Here is a 19485-nt window from a genome sequence, read left to right as displayed (position 1 = left end):
AAATTAATAAAATATGGAATCAAATATGATTTTTGTGCCAATGATATTGGCAATTGTAGGATTACTGTTCATGTTCGTAAAGATGTCTTGGGTTAAAAAACAAGCACCTGGAAACGAAAGAATGCAAGGCATTTCAAAATCAATTAAAGAAGGTGCACTAGCCTTTTTAAATGCCGAATACAGATTGTTAGCAATATTTGTTGTTATTGCATCTGTAGCTCTTGGAGCAATATCTTACTTTGTTGATACTACACATTGGATTATAATAGTAGCTTTTATTATAGGAGCTATTTTTTCAGCTCTTGCAGGAAACATTGGTATGCGAGTTGCAACCGAAGCCAACGCACGTACTGCCGAAGCTGCAAAAACAAGCTTACCACAAGCGCTTAAAGTGTCGTTTGGTGGTGGAACAGTAATGGGACTAGGTGTTGCTGGTTTAGCAGTACTAGGACTTAGTTTACTGTTTTTTGTTTTTATGAAAATGTTTATTGTTGGCGAAGCTTCTTTTTATGACGAAATGACTATTGCTCTAGAGGCATTAGCAGGTTTTTCATTAGGAGCCGAATCTATTGCACTATTTGCACGTGTAGGTGGTGGAATTTACACTAAAGCAGCTGATGTTGGTGCAGATTTAGTTGGTAAAGTTGAAGCTGGTATTCCTGAAGATGACCCTCGTAATCCTGCAACTATTGCAGATAACGTAGGAGATAACGTTGGTGATGTAGCTGGTATGGGAGCCGATTTGTTTGGTAGTTATGTAGCAACAGTATTAGCTGCTATGGTATTGGGTAATTACTTAATTAAAGACATGTCAGTAAATACACCTTTTACTGACGACTTTAATAATATGGGACCAATCTTGTTGCCAATTGTTATTGCAGGTGTAGGTATTTTAGCTTCAATTATAGGAACGTTTTTAGTGAAAATTTCTGGTAATAATGCTAAAGAAGCTCAAGTTCAAAAAGCATTAGACACAGGAAACTGGGTAGCTATCATTATAACTTTAGCAGCTAGTTTTGGTTTAATTAAATATATGTTACCTGAAACTATGAGCATGAAGTTCTTTGGTGAAGGTTATGTAGACGTATCATCAATGAATGTATTTTGGTCAGCATGTATAGGATTAGCTGTTGGAGCATTAATTTCGGTAGTTACAGCTTATTTTACATCATTAGGTAAAAAGCCAGTTTTAGATATAGTACAAAACAGTTCAACAGGAGCAGCAACAAACATTATTGCTGGTTTAGCTGTAGGGATGAAATCTACATTTGCATCAGTAATTTTATTTGCAGCTGCAATTTATGGATCGTATGAATTAGCAGGATTTTATGGTGTTGCTTTAGCAGCATCTGCTATGATGGCTACTACAGCTATGCAGTTAGCTATTGATGCTTTTGGACCAATTGCAGATAACGCAGGTGGTGTTGCTGAAATGAGCGAACTAGATCCTGAAGTGCGTGAGCGTACAGATATTTTAGACTCAGTAGGAAATACAACTGCAGCTGTTGGTAAAGGATTTGCTATTGCTTCTGCTGCATTAACTGCATTAGCATTATTTGCTGCGTATGTAACGTTTACAGGAATTGATGGAATAAACATCTTTAAAGCTGATGTATTGGCAATGTTATTTGTTGGAGGAATGATTCCTGTAATCTTCTCAGCTTTAGCAATGCAATCAGTAGGAAAAGCTGCAATGGAAATGGTGCATGAAGTGCGTCGTCAGTTTAAAGAAATTCCAGGAATTATGGAAGGAACAGGAACTCCTGAGTATGCAAAGTGTGTTGATATTTCTACACAAGCAGCATTAAAAGAAATGATTTTACCAGGTTTAATTACCATTATTACTCCTATACTAATTGGTTTAATTTTTGGAGCTGAACCATTAGGAGGTTATATGGCAGGAGTATGTGTAAGTGGTGTAATGTGGGCAATCTTCCAAAACAATGCTGGAGGAGCTTGGGATAACGCTAAAAAATCGTTTGAAGCTGGAGTTGAAATTAATGGTGAAATGACTTATAAAGGAAGTGATGCGCATAAAGCTGCTGTAACTGGTGATACTGTTGGAGATCCTTTTAAAGATACATCAGGACCATCAATGAATATTTTAATTAAGCTAACATGTTTAGTAGGATTGGTTATTGCTCCAATTTTAGGTGGTCATACTGCTGAAACTGGTTTAGCAGGTAACGATGATATTACTAAAGAAATTACCGTTGAAATTAATGATGAAGGAACCACAGGAACTGCTGTAGCTGTTTTAACTAAAACAACAACTGTTAATGGAGAAACCACTACTGAAGAAAAAATTATTGAAGGTACTCTTGAAGAAGTTGAAGCTAAAGTAGAAGCAATGAACAATGATAAGACTGTTGATGATGTTGAGGTTAAAATTAAGAAAACAGTTACTGAAGAAATTGAAAAACAAAGCTAGTTTTCAAAAGTTATACTACAAAAAAGCCACATCAATTTGATGTGGCTTTTTTGTTTGTCTTTTATTCTTTAAAATAAACCGTTTATTTCGGCATCTATTTTATTAATTATAAAACCAAGGTCTTCAGGGTTAGCAACAAAGTCTAGGTTATCTACATCAATGATAAGTAGTTTTCCTTTGTCGTAACCATGTATCCAAGCTTCGTAGCGCTCATTTAATCTACTTAAATAATCAATACTGATTGAGTTTTCATAATCGCGTCCACGTTTATGAATTTGTGATACTAAGTTTGGGATAGTGCTTCTAAGGTAAATTAACAAATCAGGACCTTGAACAAGAGATTCCATTAAATCAAAAAGTGAACGATAGTTCTCAAAATCTCTATTGGTCATCAATCCCATAGCATGAAGGTTAGGCGCAAAAATATGAGCATCTTCATAAATGGTTCTGTCCTGTATAATGTCTTTTCCGCTTTGGCGAATTTGTAATACTTGTCTAAATCTGGAATTTAAAAAATAAACCTGCAGGTTAAAACTCCAACGCTCCATCTGGTTGTAAAAATCATCTAAATACGGATTGTCTACTACGTCTTCTAATTGTGGTTCCCAGTTAAAATGTTTGGCTAATAATTTGGTGAGAGTTGTTTTACCTGCACCAATGTTTCCTGCTACTGCAACATGCATGTTTATTTAATTTTTAGTTGGAATTTACTTAGGATTTTGCTGTCGTAAATATACAAGGTTTCATTGGCCAATAAAAACTGATTTATTAACAATTTTGACCTTTGAATTGGTACAACATCTTGACTATTACTTGCTAAAAAGTAGAGTTGATTATCAGTTTTTAAAACCACATTTTCATTATTTAAAGCCATTTCAGTGAAGCCTTTATTTTCCATTTTAGAAATAAGACTTCCTAAATAATTGTACTTGTACAAGTACTTTTCGGTAAGCATCCAGCAATAGTTGTAGTTGCTTTTTAGATCGAGTACATTAGATTGTACAGGAAGCGATCTTACCTTAACCTTGTTCATTTTATAGTCATAAAGTTCAAGTTGTTGTAAATCTTGATTAAAAACCCAAAGCGAATTGTCAAAACCAGTAGTAATATGTGATACATTTTTATAAGGTTGCATCATATTAAAATCTATTTTGAAAATTTCGGCTAAACGATTATCAAGAATAACCACTGTATTGAAACTCTTGTAAAACAGATTAATTTTTAATGGATTAAAAGCATTAGCAGAAGTAATGTTTCCTAATTGAACATTGCTGTAGTTTATTGATTTATTATTTGAAGTTTTATAAAACGTATTGTTTTTAATATGGTAAAGCGTTTCAAAATCGTCAATACTAATAATCGTTTCCTTTTCAAGTTTTAAGCTATTTATAAGCTTTATCTGTATACTATCTTGAGCATAACCAGAATATATAAAAAATAAAAAAATGTAGCTAATCTGTTTCATTGTGAATTGAAAAGTACAAAAATCAAACCACTTTTAACAAATTAATTTATACCCAAAGCCTCTTACGTTTATGATTTGGATAGTGTCGTCTTTAGATAGTTTTTTTCGAAGTTTAGTGATAAAAACATCCATGCTTCTTGCAGAGAAAAAATCGTCATTTCCCCAAAGTTTATTCAAGATGATTGACCTGTCTAAAACCTGGTTTTTGTTTTTAATTAAATGAAATAGTAAATGCGCTTCTCTATGTGTGAGTTGTAATTTTTCTTCAGCGTTAAATTGAAGTGTTTGCTTTGGGAAATCAAACGTATAATCTCCAATTTTTAATACTTCTGAAGTTTTTTGAACTTGTGTTCTGTTAAGCAAATTGTTAATTCTTACAATAAGCTCTTCCATGCTAAACGGTTTTTTTAGGTAATCATTTCCGCCTATGGTAAAACCCTCAACAACATCTTGTGTTTGCGATTTGGCAGTTAAAAAAATAATAGGAATTGTATCATCAATTGCTCTAATGTCTTTAGCTAATGTAAATCCATCTTTTTTGGGCATCATAACGTCCAAGACTAAAATTTCTGGAGTTTCAGATTGGTATTTTTCAAATGCATTTTCGCCATTATCACACAAAATAACATTAAAGTCTCTGGTTTCAAGACTTTCCTTAATAATTTGACCAAGTGCTGGCTCATCTTCGGCTAATAAAATGGTGGTTTTAGGCATTTGGTAATGTTATTTTAAATGAGGTAATGTTATTTTTTAAATCAACAGTGATAGTTCCGTTGTGTTTTTCTGCAATTTTCTTGGTGTAATACAGTCCAATTCCAAAGCCTTTAACATCATGAGTGTTGCCTTTAGGAACTCGGTAAAATTTCTCAAAAATCTTGTCTTTATTAGCTTTAGTTAACGTGTTTCCATTGTCAGAAATAGTAATGGTAAACGCAAAATGATTTTGTTCGAGCGAAATTAAAATCGCATCTCCACCATATTTTATAGCATTGTCAATAATGTTATTGATGGCATTTTCAAAATGGAACACATCTACTTTTGCCGAAATGTTTTCAGGTATATTGAAAGTTATGGTTTTGTCACTGTTAAGTTGATGTTTTTCAATACTCGTGGTCAAAATTTCCGAGATGTTATAAGTGTCTTTGTTGAGCTCAAGATTTTCACTATCAAGTGTAGCGGTTTCTAGTAACTTTTCAACCATAGTGTTCAATTTTGAAAGCTGCGTGTTTGATAAATCTAAATACGTTTTTGTTTTAGCTTTATCTTCAATAACATTAAAGTTTTGAATGCTTTCAAGTGCAACACCAATGGTGGCAATAGGTGTTTTGAATTCGTGTGTAATGTTGCTAATGAGGTCATTTTTTACTTCAGCTAATTGTTTTTGGTGCTTGATTATTTTAAGTAAATAAAACAAGCAGCTTATCACTGCCAGAATTAACAATGTGGAAATTAAAATACCACTAAAAATGCGTTTTAAAATAAGCTTTGTTTGGTTTTCAAAACTTAAATTTAGAGAGCTTCCTTTAGGTAATAATGTAGATTTTGAATCAACGTTTAAAATGTTTTTTGAATCGGTTATTGTGTCTTTTGCCTTCTTTGTTTTGTCTCTATTAAAATCAAGTGTGTAATCAATAGCGATGTTTTTTTGAGATAAGTCAGTAGTTATTAAACTGTCAATTTTTTTAACATCAAGCGTGTCATTTGAAATTGAAATAACTACTTTAGACGTTAGTAATTCAAACCCTTTTACTTTTATAGAGTCTTTTTTTATGTCAATAGAGTTCAGTTTTTTGTGATCCCATTTTGCATTTAAAATCGAATCTACATTAGCACCTCTGTAGATAGAAATACCATCAGTAGTTTCAAGATTAAGGCTATCAAGGTTTTTAAACTTTTTTTGGGTAATATCAATTTGCTTTAAAATGGAGTCAAACTTATGGTCTTCGGCAAAAAAGTCGTCCTTGTCATTGCCTTCAAAAGCAAATCCAATGGTGGTTTGTTCAGCAAGGTTAACATAGTAATCATCAACAGCTTTATCTAAACTTACCTGAACATCTTTAATAAGCTGTTGCTTGTTGGCTAAATAGTTTTTATAATTCCAATACACTTGTATCGCAATAGTACTGAGTATTACGGTAACTATGAAGTATAATATTATTCGGTATCTAGAATTATTCATAGGTCAAAAGTAAATGTTAAAGTAGATAAAAACTAATCGGTTAACACACGTTAACACTGGTTAACTTAATACTCATTTGGGTTGGTTTAAGTTTGTAGAGTATTAATCAAAAAACGAACATAAATGAAAACACTAATTACCACGATTACTTTTTTAATTGCATTTACATCTTTTAGTCAAATAAAGGAACTACAAAATGCAGATGAAACTTTAGCAACAACAATTCAAAGTATTGAAGTGTCAATAACTATCGATTCTGTTAAAGAGTTGGAAAGCACATTTAATCTTAATGATATAAAAAGTATCGTTGACGACATGAGTCCTGATGAAAACATTTCATTTGAGATAAAATGTAAAGGTAAGCCAATGTCTAATGGAAAAGAAGCTTCTGCAACTTATAAAATCACTGGAAAAGCAGGAGAGAAAGAAGCATTTTATAACAACATCAATACTATAAAAAAAATAGTAACAGACTATTATAACAATCAATAAATAAGACCATGAAAGATATAGTAAAAGTTTTAATTGCAATAGTGCTTTTAGCGTCTATAAAAAGTCACGCTCAAGAGTTTACAGGAGTTGCAACCTACAAGTCAAAACGAAAAGTAGATATTAAGCTAGACAGTACTCAGGTAAACTCTGAAATGCATCAAAAAATGATGGATATGCTTAAAAAGCAGTTTGAAAAAACGTACATACTTACGTTTAATAAAGAGGAATCGGTTTATAAAGAAGAAGAATCGCTTGGAGCTCCTCAACCTGGTGGGATGGAAGTAGTAATGATAAACACAGGAGGAGCAGATGTGCTGTATAAAAACACAAAAGAAGAACGCTACACTAATCAAAATGATGTGTTTGGAAAAATTTTTTTGATAAAAGACGAGCTAAAAAAACTTGATTGGCAATTTGGCTCAGAGACTAAAAACATTGGCGAATACACTTGCTATAAAGCAACCATAACTCGCGAGCGACCAAAAATTGTTGGAGGTATTAGTGTTAATGGTGATAAAGATCTAGATGAAGAAAAAGAACCTGAAATGGAAACCATAACTATTACAGCATGGTATACGCCTCAAATTCCTGTAAACAATGGTCCTGGTAATTATTATGGACTTCCAGGTTTAATTCTTGAGGTAAACGATGGGTCAGAAACTGTTATTTGTAGTAAAATAGTGCTCAATCCAAAAAATGAAGTTGAAATCACTGAGCCTAAAAAAGGTAAAAAAGTGACTAAAGAAGAGTTTGATAAAATTATGGAAAAGAAAATGGAAGAAATGAAAGAACGTTACAGTCCAAGAAGAGGAAAAGGTGATGGACAAGAGATTGAGATAAGAATAGGAGGTTAATTTTTTATTGGATTTTAACATTTTACAATTAAACTTTCAATTGTTTTAGATGTCTAACAATAGTTAAAACTGTATTTTTAACACAAACTCTTTAGACTTAAAACAATGAAATCAATCTCAATTAAACTTTGTGTTGTATTAATTACACTATTCAGTAACACGCTTTTAGCACAAGAATTTCAAGGTAAAGCAATTTATCAATCCAAGACTACAGTCGACATGGATAATTTTGGAGGTCGACAAATGAGCGAAGAACAAAAAAAGATGATTACTGAGCGTATGAAAAGCATGCTCGAAAAAACCTTTATACTAACCTTTAATAGAACAGAGTCTACATATAAAGAAGAAGAAAAGCTAGAAACACCAGGTTCAGGAGGAGGTCCATGGAGAGGAATGATGAGTAGTTTTACAGGTGGTCCGCAATACAAAAATGTGAAGGAATCTAAGCTTTTACAAGAACAGGAGTTTTTTGGAAAACAGTTTTTAGTTGTTGATGAGCTTGAAACTCTAGAGTGGAAAATGGAGGGAGAAACCAAGCAAATTGGTCAATACACTTGTTATAAAGCTACAGCTGTAAAAAAAGTAGATGAGATGGATTTTATGAATATGCGAAGACGAAGAGATAGAGGCAATGACGAAAAGGAAAAGGCAGAAAAATCTAAAGATTCAGTAGATAGAGATGATCCAATGAGTGAGTTGGAAGTGCCAAAAGAAATAACCATTACAGCTTGGTATACACCACAAATCCCAGTGAACCAAGGTCCAGGAGAATATTGGGGATTACCAGGTTTAATTCTTGAGGTTAATGCTGGTAGAACAACAATATTGTGTTCAAAAATTGTAATGAATCCTGAAGAAAAAGAAGAGATTAAAATGCCTTCAAAAGGTAAAGAAGTAACAAGAGAAGAGTACAACCAAATCATGAAAGATAAAATTGAAGAAATGCGCGAAATGTATGGAGGCAGAGGAGGTCGTGGTAACAGACGTTTCTAATCAATTCACTTTTAAATAATCCCAACTAAAAAATCAAATGAAAAAAATCTTTATGTTCATGCTGCTCTTAGCAGCAAGCAATTCCTTTGCTCAAATAAAAGTAGAAGGTGTAGTAAAAGACAGTATAGGAACTCCGCTTGAACTTGCTAATGTTGTTGCAATCAATCAAGAAACAAAAATTTTGGAGTCTTATGCTGTAACTAATGATAAAGGACTTTTTAAACTTTCGTTAGATAAAAATTCAGCATACAAAATTCAGGTGAGTTACATTGGAATGAAAACTTACGAAGAGCTGTTGAACACTAAAGAAGCCGATTTAAAAAAAGACTTCACTTTAAAAGTTGATAATAGTTTAGATGCGGTTGAATTGGTTTACGAAATGCCAGTAACAGTCAAAGGAGATACGTTAGTTTATAATGCTGATTCCTTTAAAAATGGAACCGAACGGAAGCTAGAAGATGTCCTTAAAAAACTTCCTGGAGTTGAGGTTAATGACGACGGAACCATTGAGGTTGAAGGGAAGGAAGTGAGTAAATTAATGGTAAATGGAAAAGATTTTTTTGATGGTGACACAAAATTAGCGACCAAAAATATTCCTTCTAATGCAGTAGATAAAGTTCAAGTACTCCGTAACTATTCTGAAGTTGGTCAGCTTAGTGGTGTTCAAAACAATCAGGATAACGTTGCAATTAACATTAAGTTAAAAGAAGGAAAAGAGAATTTTTGGTTTGGTGATGTTACATTAGGAGCTGGTACTGCACCTTCACCTAATGATGAGTTGTATTTGGTGCAACCAAAACTATTTTATTACAGTCCAAAATACAGTGTCAACATCATTGGAGATATGAATAATGTTGGTGAAGTTGCTTTAACTAATAGAGATTTAAGAAACTTTGGAGGTGGTTTTCGAATGCCAAGTAGAACTAGTGGGACTAGTATTAATTTAGGAGATAATGGATTAGGAGGGTTAACAAATATCTCAAGAGCTCAAGAAGTTGTTACAAAACTTATTGCAACTAACTTTAGCTATTCGCCTAAAAAATCATTGGATTTTAGCGGTTTTCTTATTTACAATAGTTCTAGAATGCGAACTAGAGAAGAGAGTTTTATAGATTATATTGAGTTTGAAGACGACCCAAATACACCAATAGACGAGTCGGCAAATATTCCTCCAGATGAAGCTACTGTACAAACAGGAAGAGAGGCAACAAACCAGTTCTTGGCAAAGCTTAGCGCTAAATACCAACCAAACGTTAATAATCAATTAGATTATGACGTGTTGGCACGTTTTTCTGATGATGAAGAGCGCCAAAATTTATTTTCATCTGTAGTAGGAAATACTGATCAGGTTGACACAGCTTCGCCATTTAGTATTAATCAGAATTTTAACTACTACTACACGTTAAACGAGAATAATATTTTTGCTCTAGAAGCGCAACATTTAATAAAAGACGAAGATCCGTTTTACAATGCACTATTGGTTAACGACCCAACAAACAATGATGACGAAGAAAACCAAGATGCGTTTGATACTACAGCTTCAGGATTAGGGCTAGATTTAGACCAGTTTTCATATAATTTAAATCAAGACCGTCGTGTAAAATCCAACCAATTAGATGCTAAATTGGATTACTATAATATTTTAAATTCAAAAAGTAACATCAACTTTACCTTAGGGACGATTTTAAGTAATCAAAAGTTCAATTCTAATATCTTTCAGTTTTTAGATGATGGATCACAGTTAGACCCAACACCTCAGGTTACTGATGCAGAGGGTAATATGCTGACTGCAATAAATGATGTAGAGTATAATTTTTCTGATATTTATCTTGGTGTACATTATAGGTTAAAATCAGGGAAATTTACCTTTACTCCAGGATTGTCGTTACATGCATACAGTAATAAAAACACACAAGCTGGAGAAACCTTATTTGACGATAATTTCTTTATGGTTTTACCAGATTTTGAAACCAGAATTCAATTTAAAAAGAGTGAAAGCTTAACCTTTAATTACCGAATGAATACATCGTTTACTGATGTTACTAACATAGCTGAAGGGTTAGTGCTTAACAATTACAATAGTATTAATTATGGTAATGCAGAATTGCAAAATGCCCTTTCACACAATTTGAGTTTGTTTTATCATAGTTTCAATTTGTTTAATTATACCAATGTGTTTGCTGGAGCAAATTATAGTAAAAACATAGATCAAATACGTCCATTAACCAATTTTGAAAATGTAATTAGAACAAGTACTTATTTCAATTCTGGTTTTGCTGACGAAAGCGCATCCCTTTTTGGTAGAGTGCAACGTACCTTTGGTAAAGTAAGAGCAAGTTTAAGAGCAAATTTTAATTACAGTAAAAACAACCAATTTGTTCAAGGAACTCAATCTGTAAATGAGAGTTTTTCACAAAGCTATACTCCAGAAATTAGAACAAACTTTAGAGAAGCACCAAACGTATCGTTTAGGTATGCATATAGTGTGTCTAAAAATGACCAAGGAACAAATAGTGTAACTTACACCACAAATGCACCTTCAATCGAGTTTGATGCTTATATTTGGAATTCGGTATCGTTTTTAACAGACTTTACCTATAACGAACAAGATAATGGTGAAGGACAAAAAGATGTTTTTAGAACTTGGAATGCTTCATTACGCTATAGAAAAGACAGAGATGCTAAATGGGAATACTCACTAATAGCTTCAAACTTATTAGATATCGATTCTAATGTTAGCAATGGAGCAGGAAGTATTTCGGTATTCAGTTCTGAAACGTTTATTCAACCGCGTTTTATAACTTTTAGATTACAATATGAGTTGTAAAAAGTAATATTTTTTACAAATTGATAAATTATTGTTTGTTCAGAACAAAAACAATAATATATTTGCCAACGGTTTTGGGGAGATACTCAAGCGGCCAACGAGGACAGACTGTAAATCTGTTGTTTTTTAACTTCGCAGGTTCGAATCCTGCTCTCCCCACGAATAAATACAAAGAGCAAGCAAAACATAAAGCTTGCTTTTTTGTTTTGTGGGTCTTTGTGTTTTCAAAGCGTAGCTTTGCAGGATCAACGCAGTTAATCCTCAATAAAAAGAACAGACTCTCCTATGAATCTCATTAAATTATTTTAGCAAGCAAAACATAAAGCTTGTTTTTTTTGTTTTGTGGGTCTTTGTGTTTTCAAAGCTTAGCTTTGCAGTATCAACGCAGTTAATCTTCCATAAAAACTTACTAGTTTCTCTCCAGTCTTAACGTTTATTTAGAGGCTCAATTTTAAAAATAGTTTTAACTTACGTTTCTTAAAATTAATAGCAAATCCATAAATGTATGATTTCAAATAAAATAATTAGAAATACTTTTCTAGCCTTGTTTTTAATGACGTTTTCAGCGTATTCTCAAAATAAAGAGGAAAACAAAGTAGTTGAGGACATTATTAAAGAAGCAAATGAAAATTCACAATTAGAATCCTTAGCACACCATCTATTAGATGTAATTGGTCCAAGATTGGTTGGAACACCTCAAATGAAACAAGCCAATGATTGGGTGGTTGATACCTATGATGATTGGGGAATTTCTGCAGAAAACGAACAATGGGGAGAATGGAAAGCTTGGGAAAGAGGCATTACTCATGTGGATATGGTATCACCAAGAGTGCAGTCGTTAGAAGGAATGCAGTTAGCTTGGAGTCCAAGTACACCACAAGAAGGTATTACTGCTGAGGTAATTGCTATACCTAGAATTAAAGATTCTTTAGATTTTGTAAAATGGTTGCCAAATGTAAAAGGGAAGTTTGTACTAACTTCTATGAAACAAATTACAGGACGACCAGATGAAAATTGGGAAGAATTTGCAACCGAAACATCCTATGAACGCATGAAGCAGCAACGTGATTCATTGACTAAAGAATGGTTGCAAAATATAGCAAGAACAGGTTATGGTCGAAGAGGTATTATTAAAGCTTTTGAAGATGCAGGAGCAGCAGGAATATTGTCTTCATATTGGTCTAAAGGGTTTGGTGTGAATAGAATTTTTAGTTCGCGTACTGAGAATATCCCAACTTTAGATATTGAAATGGAAGATTACACAATGCTTTACAGACTTGCTGAGAGTGGTAATACGCCAACTTTAAAAGTTGTTGCACAATCCAAAGATTTAGGAGCAACACCAGTTTTTAATACTATAGGTAAAATAGAAGGAAAAGAATTGCCAAACGAATATGTTATTCTTTCAGCGCATTTAGATTCTTGGGATGGCGCAACAGGAGCAACCGATAATGGTACAGGTACTATTTTAATGATGGAAGTGATGCGAATCCTTAAAAAAGTATACCCTAATCCAAAACGCACTATTTTAGTTGGACATTGGGGAAGTGAAGAACAAGGTCTTAACGGATCAAGAGCGTTTGTTGAAGACCATCCTGAAATTGTAGAACATGTACAAGCTGTTTTTAATCAGGATAATGGTACAGGTCGCGTTATAGAAATTTCTGGTGCTGGATATTTAAATTCATACGACTATATTTCGAGATGGATGTATCCTGTTCCAAGGGAAATAAAAGGTCAAATAAAAGCCGATTTCCCTGGTTCGCCTAGTAGTGGAGGTTCAGATAATGCATCTTTTGTAGCAGCTGGTGTTCCTGCATTTTATTTGAGTGCTTTAGATTGGTCATACCGAAAATATACGTGGCATACCAACAGAGATACTTATGATAAAATCGTTTTTGATGATGTTAGAAGTAATGTTATTTTAACTGCAATTATGGCTTATATGGCATCAGAAGATCCTAACCTAGCTTCAAGAGAAAAAATTGTATTACCTATTGACCCAAGAACAGGAGAACAAAAAATATGGCCTGAGCAACGTTCACCAAAGCGAAGAGGAGGTTTAGATGATTAAATCTAAATTAAAAGTATATGTGTTAGTTGTTGCTTCTTTGTTGGTTTTGACCTGTAAGGAAAAAGAAGTAGCAGCACCTTTTCATGTAGCAAATCTTTTTGATAGTAACCAACCCAATACACTTGGGCTTACTGAGGCTAAAAACAAAGAAACAGTTACTATTTTTTCACCTACAGAGAACGACAATAAATACAATCATGGAGTGGTATTATTTCCTTTTAAGCACATGCTCTATGCACAATGGCAGAGTTCTTCAGTAGATGAAGATGGAGAAGATACTCAAGTGTTTTATTCTAGAAGTTATGACGGAAAAATTTGGAGCAAGCCTATTGCATTAACATCAACATCTAACTCAAAAATCACTACAAGTGGAGGTTGGTGGAGTAATGGAGAAACTCTTGTGGCTTACATTTGTGTATGGCCAAAAGACGAAGCTAATCCTAAACAAGGTTATACAGAGTACATGACTTCAAGTAATGGAGTAGATTGGTCAACTTCTCAAAAAGTTACAGACAAATTAGGGAATCCTATTTTAGGAATCATTGAGCAAGATGTACATGCAGTGCCTAATAGAAGAGTTGTAACTGCTTTTCATATGCAACCTGGTTTAAAAATCACACCTTTTTATACTGATGACCCTTTAGGAATATCTGGTTGGCAAGCAGGAAAGATGAAAAATTTGCCTTCTGATAAAAATATGAGTAGAGCAATTGAACCTAGTTGGTTTTACAGGAAAAAGGACAAAGCTATAGTTATGGTGTTTAGGGATCAAGAAAGTACGTTTAAAAAACTGGCATCAGTAAGTTATGATAATGGAGTAACATGGACGATGCCTCAATTGGTTGATACTCCTGACTCTAGAGCAAAACAGAGTGCAGGTAATTTACCAGATGGAACTGCGTTTATGGTGAATAATCCTTCAGGAAGCAAAACAAGAATTCCGTTGGTTGTAACACTTAGTGAAGACGGTTTTTTGTTTGATAAAGCCTTTTTGCTGCGTAGCGGAAACGAATCTGATTTACAACCTATGCGATTTGAAGGAAAATATAAACGAGTAGGTTATAGCTACCCTAAAAGTGTAATTTGGAATAATTACCTTTATGTGTCTTATGCTACAAATAAAGAAGATGTAGAATTAACCAGAGTTCCTATTGAGAGCTTGAAGTAGTTTTAGTGCTAGCCTAGTGATAGAAATTTAGTTTTGGTTTTTGTTGTGCTCTTTTATGGTTTCCCAACGTTTTGGGTCAACCATTTTCCAGTAAACTTCATAAAAATCTTCATTCTCTAAATCCTGATTTTTCAATAACTCAGCAAAAAGGTTGGTTAGCTTTTCTTTTTCAGGAGAATTTTCTGAAAGTAGGTCAACTTCATTGTTGTCAAAAACCATTATGGAGGCATAAATATGTTTCCAACTTTCAAGTCCATTGGTCATTATGGTGTATTCTTTTCCGTTGTTAAATAAATCAACATTTTTCCAAACTAAAATAGGGTGGTTTTTATTGCTAGGGTAAATAGGTTTGTCCCATTTTCCATACCTATCAAACATGACTTTGTGAGTGTATAAGGCAGAATAAACACATTCAAATCTTACTTCGTTATAGCTTATAGTCTCATTTTTATAAATAGTTTTGTATTTTTCATTAAGGATTTTTGTGAACTTGTTTTTATAAATTTTTGGACATTGTTCTTCTTTTTTTACTTTTTGAGAAGAACAACCTAAAAGGCAAATTGAAAATAAAAAAATGTAAATTTTCATAAGTTTGAAAAGCAATGAAAATGCTATAAATGGTTTGTTGTGCTAAGAAACGAAATTCGTCTTTTTTTATATAACAATCAAGCAACAAAAAACCTCATAATTAAATTATGAGGTTTTTTTGAGCTTCAATAATAGTTTATAAGCCAAAAGCAGTTTTAACTTTGTCTACATAATCAAGTTTTTCCCAAGTAAACAATTCAACATCAACTGTAATTGGTTCACCATTTGGTTGTTCAAAGGTTTTAGAAACAGTTTCAGGAGTTCGTCCCATGTGTCCATAAGCAGCTGTTTCACTATACATTGGTTGTCTAAGTTTTAATCGAGATTCAATAGCAGCAGGACGCATATCAAAAATTTCAGAAACCTTATTGGCAATTTCTCCGTCAGTCATATTAAACGGACAAGTACCGTAAGTGTCAATGAAAATTCCCATAGGTTCAACCACTCCAATAGCATAACTTACTTGCACTAAAACTTCATCGCAAACACCAGCTGCAACTAGGTTTTTGGCAATGTGTCTGGTTGCGTAAGCTGCACTTCTGTCTACTTTACTTGGGTCTTTTCCGCTAAAAGCACCACCACCATGGGCACCTTTTCCGCCATAAGTATCAACAATAATTTTTCGTCCTGTTAAACCAGTGTCACCATGTGGTCCACCAATAACAAATTTACCAGTTGGGTTAATGTGGTAAGTAATGTCATCATTAAACAAGGCTTGAATGTCTTCAGGTAATTTTGAAATAACTCTAGGAATCAGAATATCGATAATATCTTTCCTTATTTTTAAAAGCATTGCTTCATCATTATCAAAATCGTCATGCTGTGTAGAAATTACTATAGAGTCTATACGTTGAGGTATATTGTCATCACTATATTCAATGGTAACCTGACTTTTAGAGTCTGGTCTTAAATAGGTGATGTCTTTTTGTTCTCTTCTTAAATCAGCAAGTTCTTTTAGTATTCGGTGAGATAAATCTAAAGCAAGAGGCATAAAGTTTTCAGTTTCTCTTGTTGCGTAACCAAACATCATTCCTTGGTCACCAGCACCTTGTTCTTCTTTAGAAGCTCTGTCAACACCTCTGTTAATGTCATCTGATTGCTCATGAATAGCAGATAAAACACCACAAGAATTTCCGTCAAACATATATTCGCCTTTAGTGTAGCCAATAGCATTAATAGTATCTCTTGCTATTTTTTGAACATCTAAATAAATATTCGATTTTACTTCACCAGCAAGTACTACTTGTCCTGTAGTTACTAAGGTTTCGCAAGCTACTTTAGACTCAGGGTCAAAAGCTAAAAAGTTGTCTATTAGTGCGTCGCTAATTTGGTCTGCTACTTTATCTGGATGTCCTTCTGATACACTTTCAGATGTAAATAAATACGCCATAAATAATAAATGTAATATTACGAAGGGATTTGACGAAAGCGTCAAAGGAAGTTTACACTGTCCTTTAGCATTTTTTAATGAGGTTGCAATCAGTCAAATCTCTCCTCTAAATTTGGCTACAAATGTACAGATAAAATTATAATGGCAAAACGCTTTGAGTAAAAAAGAAACCTTTGGTTTTTATTCATTTAATTAAAAGGTGGACCATTATTGATGAATAATGGTTTTCAGAAAAATGGAATAGAATCTCGATTTTAAAAAATAATTTTCAGTTTAATAGCATTTAATTCATAATTCTGCAAAATTCAGAAAAGGCTCTTGTCTTTTGCTCTAGCTTGAGTATTTTTATAGTTACCATTTATAAGATTTAAAATTATGTCTACACCACCTAAATTAACCCGATTTAAGCAAAATGTACTCTCTAAGTATCAGATATACAATAGTATATTTATGACTTTGCCGTTTGATGCTATTTCAAAAACAGGTGTTTTGTTACCTCTGTTTCATGAAACCTGTAAAAAGGGCTTTGAAAATGGAGATAACCCAACAACCATTGTAGATACTTTTTTTAAAAAATATCAAGCGAGACGCTCACACGAAAGCCAAATAAACTTGCTTTTTAGGTTTATACAATACATTGAGAGGCAAGTGGTGCTTTTTGATGCTATAGAAGACGCAGCGTTTCCAATTGTGAATAATATGGATGGTATTGGTACGCTGAGAAGCTTGAAAGAGTCTGTAGTGTCAGAGCATAATGCTGAGATGCTTCAAAAATACCTCGAAGAATTTAAAGTGAGAATAGTGCTTACGGCGCATCCTACGCAGTTTTATCCAGGTTCGGTTTTAGGGATTATTACCGATTTGTCTGCTGCTATTAAAAACAACGATTTGTTGTTGATTAATGATTTGTTGGCGCAACTAGGTAAAACACCTTTCTTTAAACATAAAAAACCAACACCTTATGATGAGGCTGTAAGTTTAATATGGTATTTAGAAAACGTGTTCTATCATTCCTTTGGAACAATTTTCGATTATATTCAACAGAATATTTTTGATGATAAACCTGTTAAAAACGATATTATAAATATTGGCTTTTGGCCTGGTGGTGATAGGGATGGTAACCCATTTGTAACTCCAGAAATTACGAAACAAGTTGCAAAACGTTTAAAGCAAACAGTGCTTAAAAACTATTACAGAGATGTAAGAAAGTTGAGAAGAAAACTAACATTTAAGGATGTTGAAGATAAAATCACAAGTTTAGAACATAGACTGTATAACGCGTTTGTTGATGCCGATTCAAAGTCTATCATTCAGTTAGATGAGTTTGTGTCTGAACTTAAAGACATCAAAAATATTTTAAATAAAGAGCACCAGTCTCTATATGAAAAAGATGTAATTAGTCTTATCAATAAAACGCATCTTTTCGGTTTTCATTTTGCTAACTTGGATATAAGACAGGATAGTAGAGCGCATGATAAGGTGTTTACTGCAATGGTTGATAAACTTATTGAAAGCGGTAGTGCCATTTTTCCAAAAGATTATAATACGTTGTCTCCTGAAAAGCAAGTTGAAGTGCTTTCTAAAGTTGAAGGAAGTGTCGATTTAGGCTTGTTTGAAGATGAAGAAGTGCTAAAGACTTTAAATACCATCAAAGCAATAAAAGAAATTCAAGATAATAATGGTGAAAGTGCCGCAAACCGATACATTATAAGTAATAACCAAACGACTTTAAATGTAATGCAGCTATACGCTATGTTAAAATTGGTTGCGTTTCAAGATAAACTTACTGTAGATATTGGTCCTCTATTTGAAACCATAACAGATTTAGAAAATGCGCATTTGGTAATGGAAGAATTGTATACTAATCCAGCTTACAAGGCACATTTAAAATCTAGAGGTAATAAACAAACCATTATGTTAGGGTTTTCTGATGGAACTAAAGATGGTGGTTATCTTATGGCAAATTGGGCAATCTTTAAGGCAAAAGAGCGATTAACTAAGGTATCTAGAAAGTATGATGTTACGGTTATTTTCTTTGATGGTAGAGGAGGTCCACCTGCTAGAGGAGGAGGTAAAACACATCAGTTTTATGCATCTTTAGGTCCAACGATTGAAGATAAAGAAGTGCAGTTGACTATACAAGGGCAAACCATAAGTTCAAATTTTGGAACCTTAGATTCGTCACAATACAACTTAGAGCAATTGATAAGTTCTGGTATTTATAACAGAATGAACGAGAAGAACAATTTGTTGTCTGAAGCGAATACAGCAGTAATGGACGATTTGGCAAAAATCAGCCTAAAAACTTATATGGATTTTAAAGGTCATCCAATGTTTATTCCTTATTTGGAGCGTATGAGTACTTTAAAATATTACGCCAAAACCAATATTGGAAGTAGGCCTTCAAAAAGAGGAAAATCTGATGCTTTGGTGTTTTCAGACTTGAGAGCAATTCCGTTTGTGGGTTCTTGGAGTCAGTTAAAGCAAAATGTTCCTGGATTTTTTGGGGTTGGTACAGCTTTGAAGCACTATGAGGATAATGATGAGTTTGATAAAGTAAAGAAGCTGTACAATGAGTCTAGCTTTTTCAAAACTCTTATCGAAAATAGTATGATGTCATTATCTAAATCGTTTTTTGATTTAACAAAATATATGGCTGAAGACGAGGAGTTTGGAGAGTTCTGGAAAATTATTTATCAAGAATATGAAACCACTAAGAGGTTGTTGTTAAAGCTTACAGGATATAAAACTTTAATGGAAAATGAACCGTCTGGTAAGGCTTCAATTGAAGTTAGAGAGTCTATTGTGTTGCCTCTGTTGACTATTCAGCAGTATGCACTTAAAAAGTTGCAAGAACTTCAAAAAGAAAAAGTAAAAGATGAGGCTCAAATTAAAATTTTTGAAAAGATTGTTACGAGATCCTTATTTGGTAATATAAACGCTAGTAGAAATTCAGCTTAGTCTTTCTTTCTTCTTAATATATGATAGTAAAAAACCTCGAAGATATTCTTCGAGGTTTTTTGA

At 33.3% G+C, this 19485-nt stretch carries 14 protein-coding genes and 1 tRNA gene; 9 read left to right on the top strand and 6 right to left on the bottom strand.

Features of this window, described 5'->3' with window-relative positions; genetic code table 11:
• The first annotated feature begins 13 nt into the window (after positions 1 to 13).
• Positions 14 to 2431, top strand: a complete 2418-nt coding sequence (locus OD803_RS11445) for a sodium-translocating pyrophosphatase (protein WP_262733510.1) — start codon at positions 14 to 16, stop codon at positions 2429 to 2431.
• 68 nt (positions 2432 to 2499) lie between these two features.
• Here the strand turns inward: OD803_RS11445 and OD803_RS11440 are convergent, their stop codons facing one another.
• Genes OD803_RS11440 through OD803_RS11425 form a run of 4 tightly spaced genes read right to left on the bottom strand, consistent with a single transcriptional unit; the run spans position 2500 to position 6075 of the window.
• Positions 2500 to 3114, bottom strand: coding sequence for a deoxynucleoside kinase (locus OD803_RS11440; RefSeq protein ID WP_129761130.1), 615 nt, complete (start codon positions 3112 to 3114; stop codon positions 2500 to 2502).
• Between the two features lie 2 nt (positions 3115 to 3116).
• Positions 3117 to 3896 carry a hypothetical protein gene (locus OD803_RS11435; RefSeq protein WP_262733509.1) on the bottom strand — a complete coding sequence of 260 codons (780 nt, stop codon included), beginning with the start codon at positions 3894 to 3896 and terminating at the stop codon, positions 3117 to 3119.
• A 33-nt stretch (positions 3897 to 3929) separates the two neighbouring features.
• Positions 3930 to 4610, bottom strand: coding sequence for a response regulator transcription factor (locus tag OD803_RS11430; RefSeq protein WP_262733508.1), 681 nt, complete (start codon positions 4608 to 4610; stop codon positions 3930 to 3932).
• Positions 4603 to 6075: a sensor histidine kinase gene (locus OD803_RS11425; RefSeq protein ID WP_262733507.1), complete on the bottom strand. Its 1473-nt coding sequence runs from the start codon at positions 6073 to 6075 to the stop codon at positions 4603 to 4605. Before OD803_RS11425 ends, OD803_RS11430 begins: the two co-directional genes overlap by 8 nt.
• Before the next feature lie 123 nt (positions 6076 to 6198).
• Here OD803_RS11425 and OD803_RS11420 point away from each other — a divergent pair, with 123 nt between their 5' ends.
• The 7 genes from OD803_RS11420 (at position 6199) to OD803_RS11390 (ending at position 14483) form a co-directional block, all read left to right on the top strand.
• Positions 6199 to 6567 carry a hypothetical protein gene (locus OD803_RS11420; protein WP_262733506.1) on the top strand — a complete coding sequence of 123 codons (369 nt, stop codon included), beginning with the start codon at positions 6199 to 6201 and terminating at the stop codon, positions 6565 to 6567.
• A gap of 8 nt (positions 6568 to 6575) precedes the next feature.
• On the top strand, positions 6576 to 7421 hold the full coding sequence (locus tag OD803_RS11415) for a GLPGLI family protein (RefSeq protein ID WP_262733505.1): 846 nt from the start codon (positions 6576 to 6578) through the stop codon (positions 7419 to 7421).
• Positions 7422 to 7526: 105 nt separating this feature from the next.
• Positions 7527 to 8414: a GLPGLI family protein gene (locus OD803_RS11410; protein ID WP_131508893.1), complete on the top strand. Its 888-nt coding sequence runs from the start codon at positions 7527 to 7529 to the stop codon at positions 8412 to 8414.
• A gap of 37 nt (positions 8415 to 8451) precedes the next feature.
• Entirely contained in the window at positions 8452 to 11241 is a 2790-nt protein-coding gene (locus OD803_RS11405) for a TonB-dependent receptor (protein WP_262733504.1), read from the top strand.
• 76 nt (positions 11242 to 11317) lie between these two features.
• Positions 11318 to 11400 (top strand) — tRNA-Tyr (locus tag OD803_RS11400).
• A gap of 346 nt (positions 11401 to 11746) precedes the next feature.
• Entirely contained in the window at positions 11747 to 13315 is a 1569-nt protein-coding gene (locus OD803_RS11395) for a M20/M25/M40 family metallo-hydrolase (protein ID WP_262733503.1), read from the top strand.
• A complete protein-coding gene (locus tag OD803_RS11390) occupies positions 13308 to 14483 on the top strand; it encodes an exo-alpha-sialidase (protein ID WP_262733502.1) in 1176 nt (391 codons plus the stop codon). Before OD803_RS11395 ends, OD803_RS11390 begins: the two co-directional genes overlap by 8 nt.
• A 27-nt stretch (positions 14484 to 14510) precedes the next feature.
• Here the strand turns inward: OD803_RS11390 and OD803_RS11385 are convergent, their stop codons facing one another.
• Together OD803_RS11385 and metK are read right to left on the bottom strand one after the other, a co-directional pair.
• The gene (locus OD803_RS11385; protein ID WP_262733501.1) at positions 14511 to 15071 is read right to left on the bottom strand and encodes a hypothetical protein; all 561 of its coding nucleotides are present in this window, start codon (positions 15069 to 15071) and stop codon (positions 14511 to 14513) included.
• A gap of 136 nt (positions 15072 to 15207) precedes the next feature.
• Positions 15208 to 16461 (bottom strand): methionine adenosyltransferase, encoded by a 1254-nt coding sequence (gene metK / locus OD803_RS11380; RefSeq protein WP_262733500.1) that lies wholly within the window; start codon positions 16459 to 16461, stop codon positions 15208 to 15210.
• Positions 16462 to 16836: 375 nt separating this feature from the next.
• On the opposite strand from metK, the gene OD803_RS11375 reads away from it, so the two are divergent.
• Entirely contained in the window at positions 16837 to 19422 is a 2586-nt protein-coding gene (locus tag OD803_RS11375) for a phosphoenolpyruvate carboxylase (protein ID WP_262733499.1), read from the top strand.
• Positions 19423 to 19485 lie beyond the last annotated feature (63 nt).

The sequence above is a fragment of the Gaetbulibacter sp. NE genome, assembly GCF_025548475.1.
Classification (GTDB): Bacteria; Bacteroidota; Bacteroidia; order Flavobacteriales; family Flavobacteriaceae; genus Gaetbulibacter_B; species Gaetbulibacter_B jejuensis.
This window is presented reverse-complemented; position numbering and strand designations above follow the sequence as displayed.